Source organism: Phormidium tenue FACHB-1050 (assembly GCF_014696925.1).
GTDB lineage: Bacteria > Cyanobacteriota > Cyanobacteriia > Pseudanabaenales > Pseudanabaenaceae > Pseudanabaena.
Window position 1 is genome coordinate 73170 of record NZ_JACJQY010000005.1, and the last position, 22073, is coordinate 95242.

The following is a 22073-nucleotide window of genomic DNA, read 5'->3' on the forward strand; positions in this document are numbered from 1 at the left end:
AATGGCGATATCGAACTCACGTTATACCAATTCACGAAAGTGTGACAACACTTTTGTGAATTGAAAACCAAACCCAGTAAGGGTTTTAAAAGCACAAAATGGCGTAGCCATTTTGTGCTTTGGTATTAATTGGAAAGATGATTAAAGTTAAGAGTTGCTTAGCGACTTGCTAGAGATATCGAGTATATAGCCATAAAAGGTTTGCTATGGATCACTAGGCTCCTCATCAAGATCCACAATCTGTCCATTAAACAGATCTGCTAAATTTTTGATCACTCTGTCATCCTCTGACATCCCAACATAACCTCTAGGCTGAGGTGGTTGCGGGTTATCTGGATGAGGCTTTGCATTTACTGATGGCTCGGTTGATGGAGGTGCAATTGGCTGCTGATTAGGTATAGGAGGCGGACTTGGCTTTTGATAGCTGACAGGCTGTGGCGCGATCGCAGGACTAACAGGAAGCGGTGCATTAACTTGAACTTGCTCAGCTTGAGGCGGCGTAGTCACAAAGGTAAACATCACTTTAATCGGACGCTGCAAATACTTAGCAAAAACTTCTTCTAGTTCTGGACGCTTTTGAACCACGATATTCTTGGTTGTTTCATCACGCTTGCCACCCAATCCAATTTTGACGCTATTACTCTCAAGCGTCAGAATATGAGCCTGTATCTGGATAAAAACTGATTTTGTGGGTGTGGGCAACATAGATAAAATGCTTTGCCACATCTGATCTAGATCGTACCCAACCGCAGCGAAGTCATCAAGGTCATCAATTCCCGATGAAATCGGAGTTTCGACCATGGGGGGAGTGGGTATCGAAATATTCTCTGGTTCCGATACCTTGGCAATTGGAATTGGTGGGGTTTCTGGTTTTGGTGTTACTTGAACTTGAGAAACAGGCTGGTTTTTCGGTGCTTGGGGTGGAGATTGGGGAGTTGCAGGAATATTGCGTGATGGGACAAATGGTTGAGCTTGAGATGGAACAGGAGCTTGTGACTGGGCGATCGCTCCCTGTGCGGATGGCAGTAAACCCATGAGCGTAACTTCTAGCCATAGGCGTGGCTGTGTGGAGTTACGGATTTGTAACTCAGCCGATCGCAAATGTTGTTGACCCAACAAAATATTGGGAATCGCTAAACTCTGCGCTAGATGAATCAATCTTTCCCATCCAGAACTGGTCATGGCAACAAGATCACTGCGATCGCTAGCGGTTTTGGCAATTAATAAATCACGATATACATTTGCCAGATTTTGCAACACAATCAGAGGTTCTCGTCCGCGATCCATAATGCGCCGTACATAATCAATTAATTGTGTGGAATGATCGGCAGCGATCGCCTCAATCAAAGATAATAAGTCTTGTTCAGGAACGGAACCAACTAAATCCCAAACTGCCTCAACCGTAATCTCTCCATCTAATAAACTCAATTGATCGAGCAAAGATTCAGCATCACGCAGTCCTCCCTGTGCAATTTGAGCAACTAAAGTCAATGCTTCGATATGAATGTTAATGTTCTCATTTGCCGCGATTTTTCCTAAATGCTTGACCATCGCATCAAGGGGAATCCGTCGAAAGTCAAAACGCTGACAACGCGAAATAATCGTAGGTAATACGCGCTGCGGATCAGTAGTTGCGAGAATAAATGTAACGCGATCGGGTGGTTCTTCTAGGGTTTTGAGAAGTGCGTTAAATGCTGCGGTACTGAGCATATGGCATTCGTCAATAATATAAACCTTAAATCTTGCCTTAACTGGGGCAAACTGAGCGCGTTCGATTAACTCGCGAATATTATCAACACCCGTATTACTTGCCGCGTCAATTTCGGTAATATCGAGGGCGTTACCATTGGCGATGCTATGACATAACTCACACTTGCCACAGGGATGAGGAGTCGGGCTGTCAGAGCTTAGGCAATTGAGCGACTTTGCCATGATCCGCGCACTTGATGTCTTGCCTGTACCTCTTGCGCCTGTAAATAGGTATGCAGGTGCGATGCGCTTAGTATTCAAGGCATTGCTAAGGGTATGGGCGATCGCCTCTTGACCCACTAGATCGTCAAAGATCTGCGGTCGATATTTGTGGTGTAGTGGCTCATAGCCCATAGGAACTCGATGATGCTCAAGCACTGCTGGTCAAATATATCACTCACCAGTATAGCGATGAAAAACCTGTAAAGTTGCGCCCCTGCGGACGCAACTTTACGGGTTTTAATACTTTATTTTGCACCAGTACTTATAGCGGTTTTCACTAACTTAGCGGACTAGCATTGTAAACTTATCTTAACTACCCTTAGTAATCACACCTGAATCCTGCTGTAACCAAAGCCAATGCAACCAACCGATCCGAAAAAATTTACTGAAAAAGCATGGGAAGCGATCGTCAAATCGCAAGAGGTCGCGAGACGCGCTCAACATCAGCAACTAGAAGTCGAGCATTTGCTAATGGCGCTATTGGAGCAGGAAGAGGGCTTGACCACAAATATACTCACGGCGATGTCAGTCCCCATGGCAAGGGCGCGACGACAGGTCGAAGAATTTTTGCGGAGACAGCCCCGCGTGGCTAGTCCAGAACAATTGTACTTGGGGCGCAACTTAGAAGTATGGCTCGATCGCACCGAAGAGCATCGCAAGGTTTTTGGTGATGACTTTATTGCCGTTGAGCATATGCTGCTGGGATTAGCCGATGACGATCGCATCGGTAAGCGGCTGTATCGAGATTTAAGTATCGATCGCAAAAAATTAGAAGAAACGATTAAATCGCTGCGGGGTAGCCAGACTATCACCGATCAAAATCCTGAGGCAAAATATGCCGCATTGGAAAAATATGGTCGTGATCTTACGGAACAAGCAAAGCAAGGCAAACTTGATCCTGTGATTGGTCGTGATGATGAGATTCGGCGCGTCATGCAAGTACTGTCACGACGCACCAAAAACAATCCTGTGTTAATTGGTGAACCAGGGGTCGGTAAAACGGCGATCGCTGAGGGATTAGCGCAAAGAATTATTCGTGGTGATGTGCCAGAATCGCTCAAAGACCGCACGATTATTAGTCTGGATATGGGATCGCTGATTGCGGGGGCAAAATATCGTGGGGAATTTGAGGATCGATTGAAGGCGGTTCTTAAGGAAGTTCTCAATTCCGATGGCAAGATCGTGCTGTTTATTGATGAATTGCATACTGTGGTTGGGGCTGGAGCAACGCAGCAGGGTGCTATGGATGCGGGGAATATTCTCAAGCCAATGCTAGCGCGGGGTGAATTGCGCTGCATCGGCGCAACCACTCTCGATGAATATCGCCAATATATTGAGAAAGATGCAGCTCTAGAACGACGTTTTCAGCAAGTTGTGGTCGATCAGCCAACTGTGGAAGATACAATCTCGATTTTGCGCGGACTAAAGGAACGCTATGAGGTGCATCATGGCGTAACTATTTCTGATTCGGCACTAGTGGCAGCAGCGACCCTTTCTAATCGTTATATTACCGATCGCTTCTTACCAGATAAAGCGATCGATCTCGTTGATGAATCCGCCGCAAAATTAAAAATGGAGGTTGATTCTCGACCCTTAGAACTAGATGAAATTGATCGCCGTCTGATGCAATTGGAAATGGAAAGATTATCCTTACAAAAAGAAGGAGGCTTCACCCCTGTTGAACGCACGGAAGCTGAAGGCAAAGTCATCTATAAAACTAAGAGCAGTAAGGCTGTCCAAGATCGGCTCGATCGCCTTGACAAAGAAATGAACGAACTACGCGATCGCCAAATTAGCCTCGATGATCGCTGGCAACAGGAAAAAGATACCATTGATAATCTGCGATCGCTCAAAGAACAAATCGATCAAACTAAGTTACTGATTGAGCAATCTGAACGTGAATTCAACCTCAATCGTGCTGCTGAATTGAAATATGGCAAGTTGACGGAGCTAGAAAAAAATCTTGATGAGGCAGAATTAGAGCTAAATCGGGCTAGAGCCGATGGTTCAATTCTCTTTCGTGAGCAAGTTACTGAAGATGATATTGCCGAAATTGTGGCGCGTTGGACAGGCATTCCCCTCAAAAAGCTACTATTATCAGAACGTCAAAAATTATTGACCCTAGAGAAACATCTCCACGATCGCGTTATTGGTCAAGATGAAGCTGTCACTTCTGTATCTTCAGCAATCCGTCGCGCCCGTGCAGGGATGAATGATCCTAATCGTCCCATTGGTTCATTCCTGTTTTTAGGTCCCACAGGAGTGGGCAAAACCGAGCTTGCACGTACCCTTGCTGAATTCCTATTTGATTCCGATGCCTCAATGGTACGGATCGACATGTCGGAATATATGGAGAAACATTCAGTTTCGCGCTTAATCGGTGCGCCCCCTGGATATGTTGGCTATGAAGAAGGTGGACAGTTTTCCGAAGCAGTGCGTCGCCATCCTTACTCAGTAGTACTTTTTGATGAAGTCGAGAAAGCGCATCCTGATGTGTTTAATATTCTTTTGCAAGTTCTTGATGATGGTCGCATTACCGATAGTCAAGGTCGCTTAGTGGATTGCAAAAATACGGTCATCATCATGACCAGTAATATCGGTAGCGATCGCATTCTCGAAGTGTCCAAAGATTTATCTAGCGATCTTGATGGGGATGCTCGCTATGACCAAATGCGCGATAAGGTACTTGAAGTACTTCGCAATCACTTCCGTCCTGAGTTTCTCAATCGGATTGATGAAACGGTAATCTTCCATGCATTACGTCGTAATGAAATTCGCTCAATCGCGGAGTTACAAATTAAGCGCATTGAAAATAGGCTGAGCGATCGCAAGATTTCATTAAAATTGAGCGAAGAAGCTAAAGACTATATCGCTGCTGTTGGTTATGATCCTTCTTACGGTGCGCGTCCTTTAAAACGTGCTATTCAAAGGGAAATCGAAAACCCCATCGCCAACAAAATTCTGGAAGGAACTTTTGCAGAAGGGCATCAAATTTCCATCACTGTAGAAGGTGAAACACTAGTTTTTAGCTAAACTTAGACAGCCTAAGAAATCATGCGTAATGTTATTTCTAGATAGTGTGAAGCGGCGCTTCGCGCCGCCTCACACTATCTAGAATGGTGACAGCTATATAATCATCATTAATTATTTGGAGAAGCGGTTAATCAAAGTCCTAATTATTTCTCGATCGCTGATCGAATGGGTTACGTGATGGTTATGCTAGAGCCTAGTCACGTTAATGTCGGTAAGTTATAGGGTTAAATATGGGGCAACTCGAACATATTGAGGCAATTGAAAAGCGCCTGTGGGGTGCTGCTGACACGTTGCGGTCTAACTCCAACTATGCCAGTAATGAGTATTTCATGCCTGTGATGGGGTTGATCTTCTTGCGTCATGCCTATAGTCGTTATTTGGCAGTTAAGGATGAGATTATTACTAACTTGCCGAAACGGGGTGGTAAGGTGCGCGAACTCAAGAAAGAAGATTTTTCACAGAGGAGTGCGATCTTTTTAAGACCAGAGGCGCAGTTTGATTATTTAGTGGCGCTAGGGGACGATCGCGATCGCGCTACTGCGGTGATTGCGGCGATGGAGTCGATTGAGGCGGACTACACCACTTTGAAGGGGGAACTACCTAAGCAGGAATATCAAGAACTGGATAATGAGGTTTTGGGGCAGTTGCTCAGAGCACTGAATCCAGAGGAGTTGAAGCAGGTTAAGGGGGATGTGTTTGGGCGAATTTATGAATATTTTTTGACGCAGTTTGCGGATCTGAAAGCCCATGATAATGGTGAATTTTTTACGCCTGTTTCTTTGGTTGCGTTGATAGCCAATGTCTTAGAACCCGATCGCGGTATTTTGCTTGACCCTGCCTGTGGTTCTGGGGGGATGTTTGTTCAGAGCGCTCATTTTGTGGAGGATCGACAGGGCAACCCGCACTCGTTGACCTTTAAGGGTTTGGAGAAAAATCCGACGACGATTCGGCTAGCCAAGATGAATTTGGCGGTGCATGGGTTGGAGGGGGATATGCAAAAGGCGATTACTTACTATGAAGATCCCCATGAGTTGTTGGGTAAGGCTGATTTTGTGATGGCGAATCCGCCTTTTAATGTGGATGAGGTAGATGAGGAGAAGGTCAAAAACGATCCGCGTTTGTTGTTTGGTTTGCCGAGTGTCAACAAAAACAAGAAGATTTCTAATGGCAACTATCTTTGGATTACCTATTTTTATAGCTATTTGACCGATCGCGGCAGAGCAGGATTTGTCATGTCGTCTCAGGCTTCGAGTGCGGGCGGTACGGAGGCAACGGTACGCCAGAAGCTGATCGGGACGGGTGACGTAGAAATGATGGTAGCAATTCGCTCGAATTTTTTCTATACGCGCACTGTGCCTTGTGAGTTGTGGTTTTTTAATCGGGCAAAGTTGCCGCAACATAAGAATTTTGTGTTGATGTTGGATGCTCGGAATATCTACCGCAAAGTAACGCGCAAAATCTATGATTTTAGTCCTGAGCAGTTACAAAATCTGTTGGCGATCGTGTGGCTATATCGGGGACAGGAAGACAAGTTTCTTAAACTGGTGCGGGATTATCTCGATCGCACGTTAAGCGCTGTCAATGGTTGTTTTGAGTCGGTTGATGGATATACGAAGGCGATCGCTTTATTTCGAGACAAGATGACTCCTTTTGTAAATGGAATTTCGCAAACGCTAAAAGGTGAAGCCTCACCGATGCAGGAGTTTGAGGAGAGTTTGACGACCTTAATCAAGGATGTGGAGGTGTTTAAGACCCTCACCCCTAGCCCCTCTCCCGCAGGAGAGGGGAACAAGACCCTCACCGATGGCGGCACTTCTCCCGCAGGAGAGGGGAACAAGAATAAGAGTAAGAATGAGATTAGTCTTAATGAGGTGGTGGGGCGGCTTGCACCGCTTGCGGAAACTAGCCGTGACTTGGTGAGGCAAGCGGATCTCGTTTATAAGTTGGGCTGTCGGGTTATGGACTGGTGCGAGAAGGAAAAGGCGGCGAAGGATAGCGATCGCTGGTCGAGTCGAGATGTCACGAAGGAACGCAAGGCGGCGGATTTGGCGCGACAGGATGCGGTGGAGCAGTTAAAGCTGGTGCGCTATTTTCATAAACAGGCGGTGTGGCTGACGGAACGTTTTCCTGATGGTAAGTATCGGGATGTACAGGGTTTGGTGAAGCTGGTCGATCGCGCTGAGTTGGCGGCGAATGATTGGAGTTTGACTCCTGGGCGATATGTGGGTGTGGCTCCTGAGGAGGTGGATGAGGATTTTGATTTTGAGGAGACTTTGCGGGATATTCACATTGAGCTTGAGGGTTTGAATGCTGAGGCGGTGGATCTGGCGGCGGCGATCGCGCAAAATTTTAAAGAGTTAGGAATCTAAAATATATGGCAAGAGATATTTTTCATAACGTTGTTAGGGTTGCCTTAGAAAAAGAGGGATGGAAAATTACGGATGATCCCTATCGCTTGCGCTATGGTATTGCTGATGTGTATATAGATTTGGCTGCGGAAATGGCGATCGCGGCTGAGCGAGAAGGGCGCAAAATTGCTGTCGAGATCAAGAGTTTTGCTGGTGGTTCCGCAATTTCAGAGTTTCATACAGCTTTAGGGCAGTTTCTGAATTACCGTATTGCTTTAGAGGTTGCCAATGAGTTAGATCGAGAACTTTATTTAGCTGTTCCGAGTGATGTCCAGAAAGACTTTCTCCGATTTGAACCTGCTAAAATTGTGATTGCTAGATACCAAGTAAAGCTAATTATCTACGATATTAAAAAAGAGGTTATTACGCAATGGATCGAGTAAGTGAGTATCGCCAAATTATTTGTCAGTTTCTAAAAGATTTTAGTAAGGATGATCCTGATGCAAGGTTAATCTTTGATAAGGAGCGCGATCGCTATTTGGTGTTGCATTCTGGATGGCGTAATGGTTATCGATTTTATGGTTGTGCGATTCATCTGGATTTAATCGATGGGAAGGTATGGATTCAACAAAATAGTACGGAGGTGATGGTGGATCAAGATTTGGAGAAGCTTGGGGTAAGTCCTAAAGATATTATTCTTGGTTTTCGATCGCCTGAAGTGCGTGAGCGTTTGGCAGCATTGAGATAGGAGAAACTGATGACGACAAAACTTTATGATTTAGATTTTTATGCTTGGACTTTGGAGCAGTCTCGGTTGTTGCAGTCTGGCAATTTACAAGATTTAGATATTGAGAATTTGGTGGAGGAGATTGAGTCTTTGGGTAAGCAACAACGCCAAGAGTTGAAAAATCGGTTAGGTGTTTTGATTGGGCATCTTTTGAAGTGGCATTATCAACCAGAAAAGCGTACTAAGAGTTGGCGGTCAACAATTCGAGAGCAACGTAAGGAGGTGTTAGAACTATTAAAAGAAAATCCTAGTTTGAAGTCGTATTTGCCAGAGGCGATCGCTTCGGCGCATGAGTCAGGCTTGGCGCTAGTTGTGCGTGAGACTCCGCTAGACTATGAGGATTTACCTGTGGAATGTCCTTTTTCGCTTGAGCAAATTTTCGATCTAACTTTTCCTGAAGGTGTTTAGTGAGTGGTTGCGAGTATGGCTAAAGTTATGACGACAAAACTTTATGATACAGATTTTTATGCTTGGACTTTGGAACAGTCTAGGTTGTTGCAGTCTGGCGAATTGAAAGGTTTAGATATTGAGAATTTGGTGGAGGAGATTGAGTCTTTGGGTAGGCAGGAAAGGCGCGAGTTAGAAAATCGGTTGGGTGTTTTGATTGGGCATTTGTTGAAGTGGGTTTATCAGCCAGAAAAGCGTAGTAAGAGTTGGCAAGTAACGATTCGGGTGCAACGTCAACAAATCCAGCGACATATTAATCAGAATCCTAGCTTGAAGTCTTATCTATCAGAGGCTGTTGCTATTGGTTATGAGTTAGGTTTGGAATTGTTTTTTAGGGAGACTCAACTTTTAGATGTCGATCTGCCTGATGTTTGCCCGTTTACTGTTGAGCAGGTTTTTGATGCTGCTTTTCCTGATGGGGTGAAGTGAGTAAGGTTAGAGAAAGATTGTATTTTAAGAGGTTGAGAATATGATTTGGGCAAAAACTAAGCTAGGTGAAGTATTAACCCTCAAGAGAGGATACGATCTCCCCGAATCAAAACGAGAGAGTGGTTCTATTCCAGTAGTTTCATCCTCTGGCATTACTGGTTATCATAATGCTTCAAAAGCTAAAGCCCCAGGTGTTGTAACTGGACGATATGGAACTCTTAGTGAAATTTACTTTATTGAAGAAGACTTTTGGCCTCATAATACCGCTTTATATGTTCAAGACTTCAAGGGCAACCATCAGAGATTTATTGCTTACTTTTTAAAATACATTCTGTTTAAAACTTCAAGCGATAAAGCCGCAGTTCCAGGTGTAAATCGTAATGACTTACACGCACGAGAAATCTTTTTCCCCTCACAGATTGAAACACAGATCAGAATTGCATCTGTACTCTCTGCTTATGATGAACTTATCGAAAATAATCGGCGGCGTATTCAGTTGCTTGAGCGATCGCTACATCTGCTCTATAAAGAATGGTTTGTCCATCTCCGCTTCCCCAGTCACGAACACAGCAAAATTGTAGATGGTATCCCTGAAGGATGGGAGAAAGTAACAGCCTTTGATGTTATGGAAATTCTAAATGGTGGTACGCCTAAAACAGCTATTGCTGATTATTGGGACGGAATCATACCTTTCTTTACACCCAAAGATGCAGCCAGTGAAATGTACACCTATGAAACAGAAAAATTTGTAACAGAGTACGGTCTCAAAAACTGCAATAGCAAACTATATCCAAAAGACACTATTTTTATCACAGCACGAGGAACTGTTGGTAAAATCAGTTTGGCACAAAGAGAAATGGCAATGAATCAATCTTGCTTTGCGCTAGTTGCTAAAGAACCTTTGAATCAATATTTTCTCTACTTTGCTTTACAAGAGCGTGTCAGTCAATTCCGTAGTCGTGCAGTCGGTGCTGTGTTTGACTCAATTATTCGAGAGACTTTTAAATTTATTCCCTTTATTGTGCCGCACCCTTTGCTAATAGGCACTTTTACTGATTACATCACTCCAATAGTTCGCCAGATTGACAATTTACTTATCCAGAATCGAAAACTTAAACAAGCCCGTGATCTTCTACTTCCTAAACTGATGAGTGGAGCAATCAGCGTATGAATCCATCGTCATATTCAACAGAAACACAATTTTTAGAAAAGAAATCCCTAAAAATTGTCACAGGCAAAAATGCAGATTGGGGCGAACTTGCAAAAGACTGTGTTTGCTTAGCCAATGCCAAAGGCGGCATCATTGCGATCGGGATTGAAGACAACAGCGCCGAACCACCCAACGATCAAAAAATATTTGTCGATCTATCGATCAAAATTATTAGCCTATCGAACAAGGCGATCGATAGACTGCTCGATAGCCAAGAATTATTTTCAAGCAAAACCCTTATGCAGTATGCTTTTACGAAATTTGCTGCACGATAATCTATCGATCATCATGGATAAATTGCGATCGATAGAAATTTTGACAATCGAGCAGTGACTTGATCTAAAACCTTTATTTGATAATGGTTTAGGTGTTATTACTATGCAAAAGTCTATCGATCACAACCGATTAAACTTGATCGATATCGCTTGATATTGATCGATAACTTTTCAGACACTTCCCCAAAGTCAAATGCGATCGCCGCGATCGCTACTCCCAGAAATCAACATTCAGCATTGAGTCAATGTCACAGTTAAACTGCCATACATCAGGAAACTTAACCAGCCTATATCCTTTCTCCTTACGAATTTCTTCAAGAGCATCAACAAAAGCTTCATCAAATATTTCAGTAAAATAATTTTTAAGACTAGGGGACAATTTAAGCACCCGCTTCAGTCGCTTTCTTTGTTCGCGAATTGTATTCTCCCAGCCATTAAACTCTTGAGGCATATCTACAAACATCCGCTTGAGCAAATGTTCTAAGAGGGTAGCCAAACGGTTATATACCTCGCTCCTTTCAGACCTTCCCAAGCTCTCGATCTCCTCTATTAAATTCTCTAAATCCACATGGTCAAAATCTTTAGTCTTTAACTTTTCTGTGGTTTCTTGTACCCATTGGTAAAAGTCACGCTCATACAAGGTTAACGGTGGTGCAATCGTTTGTGTCATTTTGTTTTAGTTACAGATTCAAAGGGTAATACTTTCTATTGTCTGCTCGATACTCCCATGCAACCCTCGAAATTGCTAAGATTTTAGTAAAGAATTTCAGAGCTAAATCCATTTTAGCCGAACTGTCAAATTGCCATGACCAAATACAACGAAGACACCCTTGTACAGCAAACCACCGCCGATTATCTGCGCGATCGCCTTGGTTGGGATGTCGTCTATGCATGGAATACCGAAACCTTTGGCAAAAATGGCACACTTGGCAGAGACAGCGATCGCGAAGTCATCCTCACCCGTTATTTATACACAAAACTCGTAGAGCTTAACCAAAATCTCCCCGAAACCGCCTACCAAGACGCAATCAGGCAAATAGTCGAAACCAGCACCGCCCAAACCCTACTCGCCACCAATCGAGACAAATATATACTCCTCAAAGATGGTGTACAGGTTACTTTTACAAATGCCAAGGGCGATCGGGAAAAACGCCGCCTCAAAATCTTTGACTTTGAGAATCCCCACAACAACCATTTTCTAGCAATCCGCGAACTCTGGATCAAAGGCGATCTCTATCGTCGCCGTGCTGATATTGTCGGTTTTGTAAATGGTATTCCATTACTATTTATGGAATTCAAAAACACCGATAAAAACATTCGCGCCGCCTACGAAGAAAATTTTTCTGACTACAAAGACACAATCCCACACCTATTTCACCACAATGCTTTCATCGTTTTAGCCAATGGCATTGATGCCCGCATCGGTTCCCTATCCAGTCGCTTTGAGCATTTTCACGAATGGAAACGCCTAGAAGAAGAAGACAAAGGCATTGTCGATATGGAAACCCTTCTCAAAGGAATCTGCAACAAAGAAAACTTTCTCGATCTATTTGAGAACTTCATTCTCTTTGACGACTCCTCTGGTAAAACCATCAAAATTGTTGCTCAAAACCATCAATATCTCGGTGTCAACAAAGCCGTTCAATCAGTACGCGATCGCCAAGCCAGACAAGGCAAACTTGGCGTATTCTGGCATACCCAAGGCTCAGGCAAAAGCTACTCAATGGTATTCTTCACCCGCAAGATTCACCGCAAATTAGGCGCAAACTTTACCTTTGTGATCTGTAGCGATCGCGATGATCTCGACTCCCAAATCTACAAAACCTTCGCAGGATGCGGCGTAGTCAACAACGACAAAGATCCCTGTCGCGTCAGCAGTGGCGAACATCTCCAGCAATTGCTCGGTTTGCAAAAAAGCCATGTGTTCACACTCATTCAAAAGTTTAATCAACAAGTCGATAAAGCCTATTCTCTCAGAGACGACATCATCGTAATTTCCGATGAAGCCCACCGTACCCAATATGGTTTGCTGTCCCGAAATATGCGCGATGCTTTACCAAATGCAAGCTATATCGGATTTACAGGTACACCCCTTTTATCTGACGATCACATTACCCGTCGCGTATTTGGCGAATATATCTCCACCTATGACTTTCAACGCGCCGTTGATGACAAAGCCACAGTTCCCCTTTACTACGACTCACGCGGCGAAAAGCTCGGCATTGAAACCACTGACCTGAATGAACGCATTGCCAAGAAAATCGAAGAATTAGAAATAGACAACGTTGATATTGAGCAACGCCTCCAAAAGGCTCTCAAACGCGATTATCACATCATCACCGCCGAAAAACGCCTAGACCAGATCGCCCGTGATTTTGTCCAGCACTACGCCACAGCTTGGGAATCTGGGAAAGCCATGCTCATCTGCATCGACAAAATCACCTGTATCCGAATGCACCAACTGATTGATAAATACTGGCAAAAGCATATCCACCAGTTAGAAAAAAATTTAAGGACTGCACCTAGCGATCAAGATGAGAACTATCAAAGGCGACAGATCGAATGGATGAAAGAAACCCAGAGCACTGTCATCATCAGCGAAGAACAGGGCGAAATGGAAAAGTTCCGTAAATGGAATTTGGATATCTTGCCCTATCGCAAATTAATCAAAGACGGATTTGAGTTAGCCGATGGTCAACGCCTCGATGTGGAATCCGCCTTTAAAAAGCCCGATCATCCTTTCCGTATCGCCATTGTCTGTGCCATGTGGCTCACAGGGTTTGATGTACCGAGCCTCTCGATCCTCTATCTCGACAAACCATTAAAAGCACATACCCTCATGCAAGCGATCGCTAGGGCAAATCGTGTCTACGAAGGCAAAACCAACGGCTTAATTGTGGACTATTGCGGCATCCTCAAAAACCTTCGGGCTGCCCTCAAAGACTATGTACAGGGGCAAGAGGGACAGGATAATAAAGAAAATATCGACCCCACCAAACCAGAATCAGAACTATTAGAAAATCTTGTTGCCGCCATTGATGCGGTGCGAATTTTTTTAGGCGATCACCAAGCCTCCCTATCAGACATCATCGAGAATACAGATTTAGCCCTTAATGCCGCGATCGCCGCCGCCAAAGAAGCCGCCAATCAAAGCGATCGCACCCGCATACAATTAGAAATTCTCTGCCGCGATGTATTCAACAAATTTCAAGCCTGTATCAATAACCCCGAAGTAAGTCAATATCGCAATTCCTACAACGCCATCAAGCTGCTCTACAAACTCCTGCAAAAAGACCGCGAACAAGCCGACATCAGCGACATTCTGCGACAACTCCAAGAGATCGTCAATGAATCGATTACAGTCCAAGCCAATCGAGCCAGCGAACTAACTCCAATCTATGACATTAGCCAAATTGATTTCGATCGCCTCCGTGCTGAATTTAAGCGTAGTCCCACCAAAAACACCACAGTCCAGAATCTCAAACAATCCATTGAAAACCGTCTCAATCGCTTACTAACTCAAAATCCCATGCGTACCGACTTGCAAAAGCAGTACGAAGAAATCGTTGCAGAATATAACAGTGAAAAAGATCGAGTCGCGATCGAGGTCACGTTTGCCGCTTTACTCGACTTCACGCAAACCCTCAATGCCGAACAAACCCGTGCCATGCGTGAAGGACTAGACGAGGAATCCCTCGCGATCTATGATTTGCTCCTCAAGCCCGATCTAAGTCCTAACGAAATTAAGCGCATTAAGCAAATCTCTATTGAACTGTTAGCAACCCTCAAAGCGCAAGATCTCCAAGTCGATCGCTGGTGCGACAAAGAATCAACCCGCGATCGCGTCAAAAATAAGATCCATGACTTTCTCTACAGTGATGATTCAGGATTGCCCGTAGACAGTTACGAACCCAACGATGTAGAAGAAAAAGCCAATGCTGTCTACCATCATGTACGTACAGCCTATCCCAAGCTACCATCGCCAATATATGCCTATGCAGCCTAAAAGCCAGAGACTATAACCTGTTTAGCGGACAACAATCTCTGGCTTTGACTAATCCAAGGTGTCGGAATCGAACCGACATATCAACGATTATGAGTCGTTTGCTTTACCAGTCAGCCAACCTTGGGCATATTGTGATTATAGACGTAAGTATTATATGCTATCAAGCAAGCTACCTTGCAGGTTGCCTAATAGCAATTATTAGCTAAAAAAGTTTGTGATGGCAACACCCCAACCCCAAAAGCGTCTCCGCAAGAAAAAAAAGCCACCTAAAAAATTTAGGCTAAGTTATAGTCTGGTGCTGCTATTTGCCATGATTGTTGTCGGTTCTGTCGCTGGGCTAGTAGCTTATAGCTTTGGTAAACAAGCACTGGAGGGCGTTAACCCTTCACCTGCGGGCATAAAATTACCTAAGCCAAGCCCAGTCTCCAAGCCCAAAGAGGCTCCCAAAGCTTCCCCCCAAAGTCAAACTGATGGTAAAGCTTCTTTCTTCTTGGATGAGGCTGAGATTATTGCGGATATGCAAGCCCGATCGCAGCAGGAGTTAGGAGGACTGACAAGACCAGCTTTTGTAGCTAAGGCAAATATTAGCGATCGCAAAAGGATATACAACAAAGTTGACCGCGCCTATAACTCCATGCGTGATCCTCTAGCGGTTTCTGGGGATGCTGATTCGCGGATCGCGGCAAGAATCGCGGCTTTACGTCAGAGGGTTTATACCAGCAGTCGCAGCACCTATGACAATTTTGATCGTCCTGTTGCGAATAATGCGAATAATGCTAATAGTCCATCTCCATCTTTATTGTCTACGCCAGTCGAACTAACACCTATCCGCGATCGCTGGGAAGATCGGGACGCAGCTTTAGGAGGCAACCCTAGACAAGTTACTGTCGAGATTATTGAGGTTGCGCCAGAGCCGCCATCTGGCAGCTTGTTTATACCCCGTCAAACAACACCTAACGACGTTGAACTTAATCGACGCTGACATGGGCTTTCTGCACTTTTCTTCTCAATATAGTTGTATAAAACCCAAAGAGTGTGAGGCGGCGCTTCGCGCCGCCTCACACTCTTTGGGTTTTATGTCCTAACAAGAATGGCGACAGCAATAAATGGCTTGCTAAGCAAGCTATTTATTTTATGTAAATCTTACTTGGCGGTTAGATCGAAATGAAAATCTCTGGGGAGAAAGATTATTAGTCGCGATCGCTTGTCTTGCTAGTTCGGCTCGTTCGCGAGATTTAGTCATAGCGCTTGCGCCGCCAAAGGTTTCGCGCAGAGTTAAGTAATTTTGAATAATCAGGGCCTCATTATCGATAGAGCCTTGAGCCACTTGAGCAGGTGTTAAACGCGATCGCGCGATCGCATCGGCAACACAGGGAATCACATGGCTAGGACGATTGACATGGTGATCAAGCAGCAGCGCCACTGCAAATTCTGAGCTTAATAGCTGCGAAAGGGTAAAGCCTTGCAAAGTTTGGGTAGGCGTAAAATAAAAGCGATCAAGTCGTGAAATCGCGTGCAGTACCTGTACCGATTGCACTAGTGCATCCATACCTGCGATCGCAAACCGTAACGCCCAAAGTGGTTGTCGCATCAGGTTTTTATCGGCGGCATTAACTAGACGATTGCCATTGAGGGACATCCAACCCGTGATGCCATCTAGAGAAGTAACATCCAAGCCAAATTGTCCAAAATAATATTGAAACTCTGACGGATAACGCCTTTTTAAATTATTGAGTAATGCAGGTAATTCGCCCTGTTGTCCTGCGCTACCTAATGTCCATTGAAATATCCCAAAACTGAGATATTGACTATCCCAAGTATTAATCGCATCAAGGCTACCTTCATTAGCCGAAGTTACCAACATTACCTTAATTTCTGATGGACTCATTTGCACCTGTTGCAGCAACCCTGAGCCATAGGCAATAAAATCGCGCAGCTTAAAAATACCTAGGCGATATAACCCCAGATCCCTAGTCTTGGCAAAGGGTTCTTGTTGTCCTGTATTTAGCAGCTTAGCAATCACATCACTGCCAACGGTGGTAAAGGAAATTGCAGTTTTATTGGGCGGATACACTCCCTGCAATGTGTTCCTGACCATAGCAACTTCAGGATTTTGGGTGATCGGCGGAGTTGCAACGGGAATCAGCAGTTTTTGACCAATTCGTAAACTTGCAGGATTGGTAATGTTATTAATACGAGCAATCTCGCGCCAATCACCATTAGCCCCCAAAAAGCGTCTCGCGATCGCTGATAGCGTATCTCCAGCTCTAACAATATATTCCTGCATAGCTGTCTCACAAATCGAACGTTTCAAACTCTACAGGTTTAAACAGCATATTCCGATCAATTGCTGAAAAAACTTTATTATTTGCCCTATCAGAAGTTACGCAACCACAAACTAACTTGGCGACATCAGCTCGATGGATAATTCCCGCAACCGTAGGATCTTCCGTCAGCACAGCGTTACCTGTCGCAACTTCGGACTTCAATCCCCCTGGGCGAATAATTGTGTAGGTTAAGCCACTAGCAACTAGGTGCTGTTCAGCTTTTTCTTTTTCCTTGAGAATTGCACCCAATGTTAGCAACACCTGCGGCGCGATCGCGACTACGCTACTACCACTGCCAATCGAAGAAACCAGAATAAATTTCTTGACTCCAGATTTAATAGCGGCCTCAATCAGATTTTTATTGCCTTCACAGTCGGCACGTTCACCGCGATCGCTGGGCAACCCACCCATAGTCGTAATTACCACATCGATTGCACGACCATGTAGAGCAGCTTCGATGTCAGCAGAATTTAAGGCATCACCAAGGGTAACCTTTGCGCCTAGAGCTTCTAGCTCAACTGCAAAGGTAGGGTTGCGAAGCAATACGGTGAGATTTACAGATGGCGGCTCATTTTCTAGTAACAGCTTGGCAACTTCGCGCCCCACGCCACGACTAGAACCAGCTAGGAAAATATTTTGCATAGGTTACTTTATCTATTTCATCAAAAAACTTTGCACAACAAAGTTTTTTGATACTGCTTAGACTTTAGAGCGATCGGTAAAAATTTCATAACCAGTCTCAGTTACCAGAACTGTATGCTCAAATTGTGCTGAAAGCTGATTGTCTACCGTTACTGCTGTCCACTTATCCGCCAAAATCCTGACGCGCTTTGAACCAGCATTTAAAATTGGCTCGATCGCTAAAGTCATTCCTGGACGAAAGCGTACATTTGGCAACTGATGCGTCCGAAAGTTAAATACCGAGGGTTCCTCATGTAGATTCCGCCCCACCCCATGACCTGTAAAATCTTCAACAATCGCAAAACCATTAGCCTTAACATGATCCTCGATCGCCCCAGCCAAATCGAGCATACAATTACCTGGCTTCACTTGCTCAATCCCCTTAAAAAGGGCTTCTTCAGCTACACGCATTAACTTAGCAGCCTTCTCACTAACATTGCCGACTGCTAAGGTAATGCAAGAATCCCCATGAAACCCATTTTTAAATGCGCCAGTATCAACCTTGACGAGATCGCCGAGCTTAATCACTTTTCTCGCATTGGGTATGCCATGCACAACTTCGTTATTAATGCTAGTGCAAAGACTTGCAGGAAAACCGCAATAACCCTTAAAGCTAGGTACAGCACCCATCTCACGAATCCGCTTTTCAGCATGGGCATCTAGATCCATGGTTGTCATTCCTGGGGCAATGATCTCCGAAATTTCTTTGAGTACCGTTGCCACAATGCGAGATGATTCACGCATATAGTCCAACTCACGTTGAGACTTAATTTCAATACCTTTGGTTTGTTTAGGAGTTGATTGCTTAGCAGGTTTTTTGCTTTCTGCGCTCGGTTTAGATCGCAGGGCACTGAGAATATTCATTAATTATTTGAGGATAGTATTTACAAGGGCTAATATATTTTTAGCCTATTAAGTAACAGGATTGGTTATTTTTAGGTCAAATAGCAGAATTTGAATAGCAAAAAGCTCCTCATCAAACCTGATCTCCAACTACAGCACTTTTCGAGGTTCAACTATGACGCAATCTGGGATGCCTCCCGTACCGCCACCTTCTTCAGGTGGTGGTGTGCCACAGCCACGTACAAACCCCGCCGCACCCGCCCAGCAGCGTGTCGCACCTCCCACCAATCCTCAAGCGCCTCCTAACCCTCAAGCGCAGGCTGCCCAGCAAGCTCGTGCGGGACTAACTCCTGCCCAACAGCAACAAGCAATAGCTGCCCAACAAGCCCGTGCTGCTGCTGCTGCTCGCCAAGCTCAGATGTCGATTCCCACAGACACTCAAGTTACGAGTGTGCCACCACCACCAAATCCCCGTCCGCCAATTCGTCCAGGTCCACCACCAAACTTACCAGGACTAGGTGTACCCGCGATTTTGCAACGTAGTACAGGGCAACCTACCCTTGCCCAGATCGTCAAAGATGCCCATGAACAAAACTGTTCTGATATCCATGCTGGTGTGAATGAACCAGTCCGATTTCGGAGTCGAGGCTTAATGGTGACACAGGATCAATATCCAGTCCCAGATAAGCAGACCTTTGATACTTGGTTGACGGAAATTATGGATGATAAGCAAATCCAGCAATTTCGGGACACCCTAGAGTTTGACGGTGCAACTCAGTACGAATTTGCCCGTTGTCGGATCAATGTTTTTGATTCGTTACGTGGCTCAGCGATGGTATTACGACTGATCCCCCTCAAGATTTTGTCGATTGATCAGCTTGGTTTGCCAGAGGTATTCCGTGAGCTTTGCTATACGCATAAAGGTTTGATTCTGGTAACTGGCCCTACGGGTTCAGGTAAATCAACTACCTTGGCGGCGATGGTGGACTTCATCAATACAGAGATGCAGAAGCATCTAATTTCCATTGAAGATCCGATTGAATTCGTGCATCAAAGTAAAAAAGCGCTGATTAAACAACGGGAAGTTGGTATCCATACCCTCAAGTTTGACAATGCACTAAAGGCTGCTTTGCGTGAAGATCCTGACATCATTCTGATTGGGGAAATGCGTGACAAAGAAACTGTCAACACAGCGCTCAAGGCTGCTCAAACAGGACACTTAGTATTTGGAACTTTGCACACCAATAGCGCCGTGAAAACGATTGAGCGGATTCTTAACCTTTACGAACCTGAACAGCAAGGTCCAATGCGGATTCAAGTCTCTGAATCTTTGGTGGGAGTTATTGCTCAATCATTGGTGCGTACCACCGATGGGAAGCGAGCCGCCGTTCATGAAATTATGATCAATACTGACGCGGTACGTGACTACATCAAGCGAGGTGAAGTGGATGAGATTGAGGCGCTAATTCCTAAATGTACCTATGAAGGAATGGTCAACATGAACCAGTCACTCTATAAGCTCTACGAAGATGGTCGGATTACCGAAGAAACTGCGGTAGAAAATTCGCCAAAACCAAATGAAATGGCACAAATGCTACGCGGTCGCATGTAATAGTAAATGCCCCTAAGGGGCATTTACTATTTGCATTTACTATTTTAGGATGATCACTTCGCCACGATCGCTTGCAGCTTTAAACTCTTCACCAAAATTACAATGGGCTAGCTCACCGAGTTGAATATTGTGTTCAAAGTCTGGTAATGATGCATTGATTTCAAGCGATCGCAGACAGAGTGAGAGACGAGTTATTTCAATGGACTCCTCGACAACATCACAACCAAAAAGATTGTGTTGCAGGATATGTGTTATTACTTCTGTTGGTGTTTGGTATGCGATCGCTTCTACATTATCTGAATTATCTGAGAACTTAGTTAGTAGATAATGAATGCGCTCATGTTCAGAAAGCAAAAACTCTAGAGCCGTTGAGAGAAATACACCTGCACCACATTTAGGATGGATAATTTTAATTTTCAATAAACGTTTTTGATATTCTTGACAATATGCCAAAGTGTCTTGCGTAAATTGTTGATCTTCATTGTGATGATTCTTCGCGCTAGAAAGATGCTGCTGCAAAGCTCGAATTACTGATTCACTATGTAAAATTGCTTTGCAAGGTAGTTTAGGAGTCCGACGTTTACTGAGATTACTTAAATCTTTACGATACTGGGATAGCTCTTTAATTGATTCATCAAACAGACAGGTCAGAATATGGCGCGTGATATCTTCGTTAAAGTCAAAGCGGGCAATTTCTTTAATCTGACGACATAGCTCATCGCCGACAAACAGAGCTTGATCTAAAATGCGATCGCTCACAAACAGGCTAAATGGATAAGCGTTAATGGGGATGTGATAATTCGCATTACCATTTTGCACCCAATTAAATATGGCTTTATAGTTTTCCCAAATCGGTTGCACAATGTAAGGGTTTTTAAACTCGTAAGCATCCTTAATTAAATTTTCAGGTAATAGCTGTCGATCCTCGCAATAAGCTACAAACAAGATGCGATTCAAAAGCTTTTGGGCTTGATAAATGGCGATCGAGATCGCATCTTCGGCTTTGATTTGGAGAGAATTTTCGGCATCTTCAACGGGATGGGCTAAGAGTTGGAGCCGATAGCGGAAATCTTTGATCAGTTGACTACGAATTTTGTAATAGTGACTGTAGAAATTTTTGAGAACTTCAGATTCAAGTTGATGAGATTCTTCTAGTAAATGGGTGGTACGTGATCGCTCTTCACTATTGGCAATTCCTCTCAGAAGAGTCCGTCTCGACAATAAAAAATAAAAGGATTTGAGTTGTTCCAGATCTGCCAACGATTCCCAAGCAAATCTCTGACAAAACAAACTTGATACATCTCGATGATAAAGACATATTTCTCGATAATCCAAGACGATTAGCCATTCAGTTGCTTCATGCTCTGGATCGGGCTTAACGATCGCACCTTCTTCGGCAGCATTAACTCGGATTTCGGCAATTACATTTACTGAGGTTTCCGTAAAAAAACCGAGGGCAGGATGGGGATGCAGTTCTAATTCCCATGCGCCTCCATTGTTTTCAAAGGGAGACTTATATCCCAAAATATCAACAAAAATGTCATGGAGAAACTGCGCCTCGGCAAGCAGATTGGACGGCTCACCATCCTTAGCAAAACATAGCCATTTTTGGATTATTTGAAAGCGATCGCCCAAATCTCTTGGGAAGCCAAAGGAACTAATCCGCTTGGCAAGTGGCTTAGGATGAAATAGAGAATAGTAAGGCGATCGCTGATTCATTCATCTTTGACGGCATTTTGAGCTAATAGATTTTCGGCAGCTACTTCTGCAAGTAAAGTCTCTCGCTCTTCAGGAGACATTTCCTCTAACTTCTTGGTGAGCACTGCTTTTTTGTACTCATCTAGCTGCTGATTGTAAGTCATCGTCTTTGTGACCGCCCGAAACACATAGGTGGAAATCCAAGCGATTAATACACCAACTAAAACCACTTGACTCCAAACACCCGCATTAGTCGCATCCAATCCAGAGGAGCGAAACAGCCAAAAGGCAACTCCACCAAATCCAAAAAAAGCAAGGGTAATTGCTAGGGCATCAATGCGGCGCATATTTTTAATCTCTGAAATATTTTTCGTTAAACTGAGCAGGAATCGCTCAGTTTAATTCA

At 44.2% G+C, this 22073-nt stretch carries 18 protein-coding genes and 1 tRNA gene; 11 read left to right on the forward strand and 8 right to left on the reverse strand.

The window, feature by feature from the left end:
* Positions 1–204: 204 nt before the first annotated feature.
* The gene (locus tag H6G05_RS04855; RefSeq protein WP_190577033.1) at positions 205–2103 is read right to left on the reverse strand and encodes a DNA polymerase III subunit gamma/tau; all 1899 of its coding nucleotides are present in this window, start codon (positions 2101–2103) and stop codon (positions 205–207) included.
* Between the two features lie 225 nt (positions 2104–2328).
* On the opposite strand from H6G05_RS04855, the gene clpB reads away from it, so the two are divergent.
* The 8 genes from clpB (at position 2329) to H6G05_RS04895 (ending at position 10500) form a co-directional block, all read left to right on the forward strand.
* A complete protein-coding gene (gene clpB, locus H6G05_RS04860; protein WP_190576808.1) occupies positions 2329–5004 on the forward strand; it encodes an ATP-dependent chaperone ClpB in 2676 nt (891 codons plus the stop codon).
* 230 nt (positions 5005–5234) lie between these two features.
* On the forward strand, positions 5235–7373 hold the full coding sequence (locus H6G05_RS04865) for a class I SAM-dependent DNA methyltransferase (RefSeq protein ID WP_190576811.1): 2139 nt from the start codon (positions 5235–5237) through the stop codon (positions 7371–7373).
* 5 nt (positions 7374–7378) lie between these two features.
* Positions 7379–7795, forward strand: a complete 417-nt coding sequence (locus tag H6G05_RS04870) for a XisH family protein (protein ID WP_190576814.1) — start codon at positions 7379–7381, stop codon at positions 7793–7795.
* Positions 7783–8100: a XisI protein gene (locus H6G05_RS04875; protein ID WP_190576816.1), complete on the forward strand. Its 318-nt coding sequence runs from the start codon at positions 7783–7785 to the stop codon at positions 8098–8100. The genes H6G05_RS04870 and H6G05_RS04875 overlap by 13 nt, the downstream gene beginning before the upstream one ends.
* Before the next feature lie 9 nt (positions 8101–8109).
* Entirely contained in the window at positions 8110–8547 is a 438-nt protein-coding gene (locus H6G05_RS04880; protein WP_190576818.1) for a DUF29 domain-containing protein, read from the forward strand.
* Between the two features lie 27 nt (positions 8548–8574).
* Positions 8575–9015, forward strand: coding sequence for a DUF29 domain-containing protein (locus tag H6G05_RS04885; RefSeq protein ID WP_190576820.1), 441 nt, complete (start codon positions 8575–8577; stop codon positions 9013–9015).
* Positions 9016–9055: 40 nt separating this feature from the next.
* Positions 9056–10186 (forward strand): restriction endonuclease subunit S, encoded by a 1131-nt coding sequence (locus H6G05_RS04890; RefSeq protein WP_190576822.1) that lies wholly within the window; start codon positions 9056–9058, stop codon positions 10184–10186.
* Entirely contained in the window at positions 10183–10500 is a 318-nt protein-coding gene (locus H6G05_RS04895; protein ID WP_190576824.1) for an AlbA family DNA-binding domain-containing protein, read from the forward strand. The genes H6G05_RS04890 and H6G05_RS04895 overlap by 4 nt, the downstream gene beginning before the upstream one ends.
* A 211-nt stretch (positions 10501–10711) precedes the next feature.
* Here H6G05_RS04895 and H6G05_RS04900 read toward each other — a convergent pair whose 3' ends face one another.
* Positions 10712–11170: a DUF29 domain-containing protein gene (locus tag H6G05_RS04900; protein ID WP_190576826.1), complete on the reverse strand. Its 459-nt coding sequence runs from the start codon at positions 11168–11170 to the stop codon at positions 10712–10714.
* Between the two features lie 135 nt (positions 11171–11305).
* On the opposite strand from H6G05_RS04900, the gene H6G05_RS04905 reads away from it, so the two are divergent.
* The gene (locus H6G05_RS04905; RefSeq protein WP_190576828.1) at positions 11306–14506 is read left to right on the forward strand and encodes a type I restriction endonuclease subunit R; all 3201 of its coding nucleotides are present in this window, start codon (positions 11306–11308) and stop codon (positions 14504–14506) included.
* 52 nt (positions 14507–14558) lie between these two features.
* On the opposite strand, the gene H6G05_RS04910 is transcribed toward H6G05_RS04905, so the two are convergent.
* Positions 14559–14630, reverse strand: a tRNA-Ile gene (locus H6G05_RS04910).
* Between the two features lie 93 nt (positions 14631–14723).
* On the opposite strand from H6G05_RS04910, the gene H6G05_RS04915 reads away from it, so the two are divergent.
* Positions 14724–15488, forward strand: a complete 765-nt coding sequence (locus H6G05_RS04915) for a hypothetical protein (protein ID WP_190576830.1) — start codon at positions 14724–14726, stop codon at positions 15486–15488.
* A 150-nt stretch (positions 15489–15638) separates the two neighbouring features.
* Here H6G05_RS04915 and H6G05_RS04920 read toward each other — a convergent pair whose 3' ends face one another.
* The 3 genes from H6G05_RS04920 to map are packed head-to-tail and all read right to left on the reverse strand — an operon-like array spanning position 15639 to position 18378.
* Complete coding sequence (locus tag H6G05_RS04920; RefSeq protein WP_190576832.1) at positions 15639–16793, reverse strand: LysM peptidoglycan-binding domain-containing protein; 1155 nt, start codon at positions 16791–16793, stop codon at positions 15639–15641.
* 7 nt (positions 16794–16800) lie between these two features.
* On the reverse strand, positions 16801–17475 hold the full coding sequence (locus H6G05_RS04925) for an SDR family oxidoreductase (protein WP_190576833.1): 675 nt from the start codon (positions 17473–17475) through the stop codon (positions 16801–16803).
* Between the two features lie 57 nt (positions 17476–17532).
* Positions 17533–18378, reverse strand: coding sequence for a type I methionyl aminopeptidase (gene map / locus H6G05_RS04930; RefSeq protein ID WP_190576834.1), 846 nt, complete (start codon positions 18376–18378; stop codon positions 17533–17535).
* A gap of 154 nt (positions 18379–18532) precedes the next feature.
* Here map and H6G05_RS04935 point away from each other — a divergent pair, with 154 nt between their 5' ends.
* On the forward strand, positions 18533–19969 hold the full coding sequence (locus H6G05_RS04935) for a type IV pilus twitching motility protein PilT (protein ID WP_190576835.1): 1437 nt from the start codon (positions 18533–18535) through the stop codon (positions 19967–19969).
* 39 nt (positions 19970–20008) lie between these two features.
* On the opposite strand, the gene H6G05_RS04940 is transcribed toward H6G05_RS04935, so the two are convergent.
* Both H6G05_RS04940 and H6G05_RS04945 read right to left on the reverse strand, forming a co-directional pair.
* Positions 20009–21688 (reverse strand): hypothetical protein, encoded by a 1680-nt coding sequence (locus H6G05_RS04940; RefSeq protein ID WP_190576836.1) that lies wholly within the window; start codon positions 21686–21688, stop codon positions 20009–20011.
* The gene (locus tag H6G05_RS04945; RefSeq protein WP_190576837.1) at positions 21685–22014 is read right to left on the reverse strand and encodes a DUF3007 family protein; all 330 of its coding nucleotides are present in this window, start codon (positions 22012–22014) and stop codon (positions 21685–21687) included. The genes H6G05_RS04940 and H6G05_RS04945 overlap by 4 nt, the downstream gene beginning before the upstream one ends.
* Between the last annotated feature and the right edge of the window lie 59 nt (positions 22015–22073).